General features: G+C 73.0%; 4 protein-coding genes and 1 tRNA gene. 2 read left to right on the forward strand and 3 right to left on the reverse strand.

Going from position 1 to position 7,566, the window contains the following annotated elements; all coding sequences use genetic code 11:
- A partial coding sequence (locus tag ACYVKY_RS20040) for a hypothetical protein (RefSeq protein ID WP_460436751.1) occupies window positions 1–1,347 on the forward strand: 1,347 nt, incomplete at its 5' end.
- 240 nt (window positions 1,348–1,587) lie between these two features.
- Window positions 1,588–3,447 (forward strand): phosphoenolpyruvate carboxykinase (GTP), encoded by a 1,860-nt coding sequence (locus ACYVKY_RS20045; protein ID WP_460436752.1) that lies wholly within the window; start codon window positions 1,588–1,590, stop codon window positions 3,445–3,447.
- A gap of 215 nt (window positions 3,448–3,662) precedes the next feature.
- Here the strand turns inward: ACYVKY_RS20045 and ACYVKY_RS20050 are convergent.
- From ACYVKY_RS20050 to ACYVKY_RS20060, 3 genes are all read right to left on the reverse strand, one after another.
- Window positions 3,663–3,753, reverse strand: a tRNA-Ser gene (locus ACYVKY_RS20050).
- A 54-nt stretch (window positions 3,754–3,807) separates the two neighbouring features.
- Window positions 3,808–5,352, reverse strand: coding sequence for an LCP family protein (locus ACYVKY_RS20055; RefSeq protein ID WP_460436753.1), 1,545 nt, complete (start codon window positions 5,350–5,352; stop codon window positions 3,808–3,810).
- Window positions 5,353–5,556: 204 nt separating this feature from the next.
- Entirely contained in the window at window positions 5,557–7,227 is a 1,671-nt protein-coding gene (locus tag ACYVKY_RS20060; protein ID WP_460436754.1) for a long-chain fatty acid--CoA ligase, read from the reverse strand.
- Window positions 7,228–7,566: the final 339 nt, after the last annotated feature.

Raw genomic sequence — 7,566 nt, forward strand, 5'->3', positions numbered from 1 at the left:
CCGGGCCCGGGGCCGTCCGCCCTCGCCGCGCAGGCCAGCGCCGCCCTGTTCGCGAGCGCACCCGCGGTCGTGCTCGTCGCCGCCGCCGTCGCCGCGGCCTGGCCGACCGCGGCCGGGCACGCGACGCGACTGCGGGTCCCCCTCCTGGTCACCGAGGGCGCGTCCACCGCGGCCGGTCCGGTGCCGGCCGAGCTGGAGCGACTCGGCGCGACGACCGCCTTCGCGGTGGGCACCCCCGCCCGGACGGCCGCCGCCGACCTGGCCGACGTCGAGGTGGTGTCGAGCGCCGCGCGCCTCCCGCAGGCCACGACCGGTGCCCCGGTGCCCGGCACCCTCGTGCTCACCACCGGCGCCCCCGAGGACGCACCCGCGCTCGCCACCGCGGCCGCCGCGGGCGCGACCGTGCTGACGACCCCCACGGCGGACCCGCGTGCGACGGCCGAGCAGGTGCAGGCCGTCGCGGCCGCCGCGCCGACCCGGGTGGTCGGCCTCGGCGCCGCCTTCGGCGCCGTCGAGACGCTGCAGGCCCGGACGGCGACCGCCGCGACCGGCGTCCAGCTGCCCGGCGGCGGTCAGCTCGTCCTGGCCGGCGAGCGCTACGTCGCGCTGTACGGGCACCCGGGGACGGCCGCGCTGGGCGTCCTCGGCGAGCACCCGCTCGCGCAGTCGCTCGACAACGCGGCCGCGCACGCGGCGCAGTACCAGCCGCTGTCGGACGTCCCCGTCGTCCCCACCTTCGAGATCATCGCGACCGTGGCGACCGGCGGGGCGGGCGCCGACGGCAACTACTCCAACGAGGTCGACCCCGAGGTGCTGCGGCCGTGGGTCGAGGAGGCGGGCCGGCGCGGCACCTACGTCCTGCTCGACCTGCAGCCGGGCACCACCGACTTCCTCACCCAGGCGAAGCGCTACGAGTCGCTGCTCGCCCTGCCCCACGTCGGGCTCGCCCTCGACCCCGAGTGGCGGCTCGCGCCCGGCCAGCGGCACCTGCAGCAGATCGGCTCGGTCAGCGCGGCCGAGGTGAACCAGGTGTCGGCCTGGCTGGCCGAGCTGGTGCGGTCGCGTGCCCTGCCGCAGAAGATGCTCGTCCTGCACCAGTTCCGGTCCTCGATGATCACCGACCGCGCGACCCTCGACACCACCCACGACGGGCTCGCCGTGGTGATCCACGCGGACGGCCAGGGGTCCCAGCCCGCCAAGACCGGTACGTGGAACGCGATCCGGGCCGGCGCGCCCGCGGGCGTCGCGTTCGCCTGGAAGAACTTCTACGACGAGGACGTCCCGATGCTGACCCCGGCGCAGACGATGGCCGTCCAGCCGGTGCCGGTGCTCATCAGCTACCAGTGACGGAACCGCAAGAAACGGACCGGATCTCGCAAGGTCACGTCACTGGTCCGCCCGTGTGAGGGACTTCACGGGTGGCCGACCCGTTCGCGGGTATCCCAGCATGCGATACAGGACTACCGTCGGGGCCACGGCGCCTTCGCCTTCACTATGAACACAACGTCGCGCCCGCGGCGGTTCCCGGCGAAGGTGGCTCCACCGAACGGCACCGGCGCCGGCGAACCTCGAGAGGGACAGACTCCGATGAGCACCGACACGACGACCGACACCCCGACCCTGTCGACGACCGAGCGCCCGGTGACCGGCTCCCCGGCCACCCGCCACGCCCGCCTGCTCGCCTGGGTCGAGGAGGTCGCCGCCCTCACGACGCCCGACTCGGTGCACTGGTGCGACGGGTCCGACGAGGAGTGGACCGCCCTCACCGACGCCCTCGTCGCCACCGGCACGTTCACCCGGCTCGACCCGGCGAAGAAGCCGAACTCGTTCCACGCGGCGTCCGACCCCACCGACGTCGCCCGCGTCGAGGACCGCACCTACATCTGCTCGGTCGACGAGAAGGACGCCGGTCCCACGAACAACTGGATGGCGCCGGACGAGATGAAGGCGATCATGACCGACCTCTACCGGGGGTCGATGCGCGGTCGCACGATGTACGTCATCCCGTTCGTCATGGGCCACCTCGACGCCGAGCACCCGATGTTCGGGGTCGAGATCACCGACTCCGCCTACGTCGTCGCGTCGATGCGCGTGATGGCGCGGATGGGCTCGCACGTGCTCGAGCGCATCGAGGAGCTCGACGCCGACTACGTCCCCGCCCTGCACTCGCTGGGGCACCCGCTCGAGCCCGGCCAGGCCGACGTGGCGTGGCCGTGCAGCGACACCAAGTACATCGTCCAGTTCCCCGAGGAGCGGATGATCTGGAGCTACGGCTCCGGCTACGGCGGCAACGCCCTGCTCGGCAAGAAGTGCTACTCGCTGCGCATCGCCTCGGTGATGGCCCGCGACGAGGGCTGGCTCGCCGAGCACATGCTCATCCTGAAGCTGACGAACCCGCAGGGCGTCACGCACTACGTCGCGGCCGCGTTCCCGTCCGCGTGCGGCAAGACGAACCTGGCGATGCTGAAGCCCACCATCCCGGGCTGGAAGGTCGAGACCCTCGGCGACGACATCGCCTGGATGCGGTTCGGCGAGGACGGCCGGCTGTGGGCGGTCAACCCCGAGTTCGGGTTCTTCGGCGTCGCCCCCGGCACGAACCAGAAGACCAACCCGTACGCGATGGAGACGATCGAGAAGGGCAACTCGGTCTTCACCAACGTCGCGCTCACCGACGACGGCGACATCTGGTGGGAGGGCATGGAGGGCACGCCTGCCCACGCCACGTCGTGGAAGGGCGAGGACTGGACGCCCGACTCCGGCGAGCTGAGCTCGCACCCGAACAGCCGCTACTGCACCCCGATCAGCCAGTGCCCGATCCTGGCCCCCGAGTACGACGACCCCCGCGGCGTGCCGATCTCGGCGATCCTGTTCGGCGGCCGCCGCCGCGACACCGTCCCGCTCGTCACCGAGGCGCGCGACTGGGTGCACGGCACCTTCATGGGCGCCACGCTGTCGTCCGAGACGACCGCCGCCGCCACCGGCGAGGTCGGCGTCGTGCGCCGCGACCCGATGGCGATGCTCCCGTTCATCGGGTACGACGCCGGCGACTACTTCCAGCACTGGATCGACATGGGCAAGGACGCCGACGCGTCCAAGCTGCCGAGGATCTTCTACGTGAACTGGTTCCGCCGCGACGCCGAGGGCGACTTCGTGTGGCCCGGCTTCGGCGAGAACGCCCGCGTGCTGAAGTGGGTCATCGAGCGCATCGAGGGCACCGCCGCCGCCCAGGAGACGGCGATCGGCCACGTCCCGACGCTCGAGTCGCTCGACACCGACGGCCTCGACATGGACGAGCAGGCGCTGGCCGAGTGCCTGCGCGTCGTCGACGACGAGTGGCGCGCCGAGATCCCCGGCATCACCGAGTGGTTCGACAAGTTCGGCGACACGCTCCCGACCACGCTGTGGACCGAGCTCGACGGCCTGAAGGCGCGCCTCGGGGTCGAGTGAGCCCACCCACGACGAAGGGCCCCCGCCGGTGGCGGGGGCCCTTCGCGTCGCTCGGGCTGCTCCCTCGCCACGCGGAGGCGGCGGGAGCCGTCGCGGGGGCGGCGACTCGTTCCTCGTCGCCGACCCCGCTCCTCCCACATCCCACAGGTCTCTGTGCAGAGAACGACAGAGGGACCCCCGCGACACCGGCGGGGGTCCCTCTGTCGTTCTCTGCGCGGAGGCGGCGGGATTTGAACCCGCGATGGGGTTGTAGCCCCAAACCCGCTTAGCAGGCGGGCGCCATAGACCGGACTAGGCGACGCCTCCTCCGAGCGCGCTCAGGGTACCGGGCGGCCCCGGACCCCGGCAAAGCGCATGCCGTCAGGTGCAGGTGGCGTCGGACGCGACCCGGGAGTCGAGGCTGGCCGTGCCGGTCGAGCCGGGCTGGGACGCGAGCGGCTGGTCGGGCAGCGGCTCGGTGCCGAGCCGGTTCGGGACCTCGACGACCGCGGGGGCGCCGGCGCCGAGCTCGACGCGGACGGTGCCGCCGGTCAGCTCGGGGTCGGCCTCGACGGTCGCGCCGGGGAACGCCGCGGCGACGGTCTGGGCGGACGCCTCGTCGGCGACCGCGTGGTGCACCACGACGCCCTGCACGCTGCCGACCTCGCCGTTGGACAGCCGGCCGGCGACGAAGCCCTGCACCGTCAGCGCCTGCGACGCCTGGCGGGCCAGGCCCTCGGTGCCGGACGCGTTGACGACCTCGACCGTGACGTCGTCGGGGGTCACCGACAGCACCGGCGGCTCGGTCGTCGTCGAGGTCGTGGGGTCGACGGGCTCGGTGCCGGGCAGCGGCAGGTCCTCGCGGGCGGCCTGCCAGATGGCGTCGGCCTCCTCGGTCCACTCGACCCGGTTCGCGTCGCTCTCGGCCACCTTGTTGGGGACCGTCAAGAAGCGGATCTGGTCGGGCGGCAGGTTGCGCACCTGCAGCGCGAGGTCGCCCAGGGCGCGGACGCTGGCGATGTCGTCGCTGGTGGTGAGGTTGCGGGTCGCGGCGTCGAGGAAGCCGACCAGCCGGTCGGGACGCAGCAGCAGCCCCGAGCTGGTGGCCTCGCGGACGACGGCGGACAGGAACGCCTGCTGCCGGCCGATGCGGCCGATGTCGGAGCCGTTGCCGATGCCCTTGCGGGCGCGCACGAACTGCGTCGCCTGCGTGCCGTCCAGGTGGTTCTCGCCGGCCGGCAGCTGCAGGCCCGACGCGGTGTCCTCGAGCGGCTCGGCCACGCAGATGCTGACGCCGCCGAGCGCGTCGACCATGTCGCGGAAGCCCTCGAAGTTCACGACCGCGAACGAGTCGATGTAGACGCCGGTGTTGGCCTCGACCGTCTCGACGGTGCACAGGGCGCCACCGGCGACGCCGCCGCCGTCCTGCGACCCCTCGTTGAACGCCGCGTTGAACATGCCGATCGGCATCTGCTCCACGTCGGTCTGCGGGTTCGCGCAGTCGGGGCGGTGCACGAGCGAGTCGCGCGGGATGCTCACCGCGAAGGCGCTCTTGCGGTCGGCCGCCAGGTGCACGAGCAGCGTGGTGTCGCTGTGGTTCGACCCGGTGAGCTCGTTGGTGCCGCCGAAGTCGTCGGCGTTCTCGAGCTCGCTGCGGGTGTCGGACCCCATCAGCAGGATGTTCATCGGCGGCAGGTTGGTCTGCTCGTCGGCCGTCGCCTGCACCTCGGGCCGCTCGCCCAGCGACGCGGTGTCGATGCCGGTGATGTTGCCGTTCAGCCGCACGTACACGACGGCGGTGGCCGCCAGGGCCAGCACGAGCACGGAGGCGACGCCGAGGCCGAGGCCACGCAGCAGGGGGTGCCGGTGGTGCCGGCGGGAGGCGACGTGCCGCCCGCGGGCCTGCAGGGTGCGGTCCTCGCGCACGGTGGCATCTCCCCTCTCCGGGTGGTCCGGTCGGTGCTGCGGCTCGTGGTGGGGCGTGCGTCAGCCCTCGCCGAAGCGTAACCGCGGCATCGGCGTCTCCGACCGCCCGCTGGAGCCCTCCAGCGGGGTGCGGGGCCGATCTTCACCGGATGCGCACACAGGCGCTGCAGGACGCCCCCGACCTGCGCCGGCCGACCACCCGGGTCAGAGGGTCGTGACCTCCAGCTCGCCCTCGGCGTACCGGCGTCGCAGCACCTTCTTGTCGAACTTGCCGACGCTCGTCTTCGGCACCTCGTCGATGAAGGCCCACCGCTCCGGCAGCTGCCAGCGCGCCACCTTGTCGGCCAGGTAGTCGCGCAGCTCCTCGACCCCGACCTCCTGCCCCGAGGCGACCACCACCGTCGCGAGCGGCCGCTCGCCCCACTTGTCGTCGGGGACGCCGACCACCGAGGCCTCGGCCACCTTGGGGTGACCCATCAGGGCGTTCTCGAGGTCGACCGAGCTGATCCACTCGCCGCCGGACTTGATCACGTCCTTGGCGCGGTCGGTGAGCCGCAGGTAGCCGTTCGGGCTGAGCGAGCCGACGTCGCCGGTGCGCAGCCAGCCGTCGTCGCTGAACTTCGACAGCGCGTCGGCGGTGGGCTCCTCGCCGGGGGCGACGTAGTAGGACCCGGTGATCCACGGACCGCGCACCTCCAGCTCGCCGACCTGCTCGGCGTCCCAGGGGACCTCGTCGCCGTCCGGGCCGATGAGCCGGCCCTGCACGCCGGGCAGCAGCCGGCCCTGGCTGGCCCGGTACGAGAACCGCTCCTCGCCCTCGGACGCGTGCGGCGGGTTGCTCAGCGTCCCGACCGGCGACATCTCGGTCATGCCCCAGCCCTGGATGATGCGCACCTGGTACCGCTCGTCGAACGCGGTGATGAGCGAGGGCGGGCAGGCCGAGCCGCCGACCATCGAGCGGTCCATCGTCGACAGGTCGACCGGCGTGCCGGCCTCGGCCTGCGCGTCGAGGTGGGCCAGCAGCCCCGTCCAGATCGTCGGGACGGCCGCCGCCGCGGTGACGCCGAGCGCCGGGATCATCTCGGCCAGCGGCTCGGGCTGCAGGAACCGGTCGGGCATGACGACCGACGAGCCGGACAGGAAGGCCGCGTACGGCAGCCCCCACGCGTTCGCGTGGAAGAGCGGGACGATCGCGAGGAGCACGTCCTGCTCGGTCATGCCGAGCGAGCCGGCCATCGTGATCGTGATCGAGTGCAGGTAGTTCGACCGGTGCGAGTAGACGACGCCCTTGGGGTTGCCGGTGGTGCCGGAGGTGTAGCACATGGCCGCACCGGTGTCCTCGTCCAGCTCGGGCCAGGCGAAGACCGGCTCCTCGGCGTCGAGCAGCGTCCGGTAGTCGTGCACCTGCGGCCCGGCGGCGGCCAGCGCCTCGCGGGTCGCGTCGTCGACCGGGCCGTTCACCACGACGTGGCGGACGGTCTTCAGGTGCGGCAGGAGCTTGGCGAACGGAGCCGCGAGGGTGTTGTCGACGACGACGACCTCGTCCTGCGCGTGGTTCGCGACGTAGACCAGCTGCTCGGGGAACAGCCGGATGTTCAGGGCGTGCAGCACCGCGCCGGTGCTCGGCACCGCCAGGTACAGCTCGAGGTGCTCCTCGTTGTTCCACATGAACGTGGCGACCCGCTGGTCGCCGTCGATCCCGAGGCGGCGCAGCGCGTTCGCGAGCCGCGCGCAGTCGTCGCGCAGCTCCGCGAAGGACGTGCGGCGCGGCTCCTGCCCCGTCCACGTGACGACCTGGGAGTCGGGGAAGGCGGTGGCGCCGTACTCGAGCATCTGGGAGATGAGCAACGGCGTCGGCTGCATCGTGCTGCGCACTTCGGGCTCCTTCGGCTGCGTCCGGCTCGTCCTCGGGCCGTGATGGCCCAACCCTGCCCCATCGCGGCGCGGATGGGGAGACCGAGCGGGAGCCGCTGCCGGTGTGGAGGTCTCGCGCAGGTCGGGTGAGGCCGTCGCGGGTACCCCACGCACCACCCCTACGCTCCGCCGTATGCGTGGAGACGGGGGAAGGGTCCGGATCGTCCTGGTCGCGGCCGGGCTGGTCGTCGTGCTGGCGGTCGTCGCGGGCGTGGTGTGGTGGCAGCGCGGCCAGGCCGAGCGACGGGCCGACGAGGCGGCGACGTCGGCGGCCGGCGGCGTCGCGGCGGCGCTGGCCGC

The sequence above is a fragment of the Angustibacter speluncae genome (assembly GCF_054777815.1).

What these genes read in the sequence shown, in the direction of transcription:
- ACYVKY_RS20045 (WP_460436752.1), top strand. Translation starts at nt 1,588, where the DNA reads ATGAGCACCGACACGACGACCGACACCCCGACCCTGTCGACGACCGAG.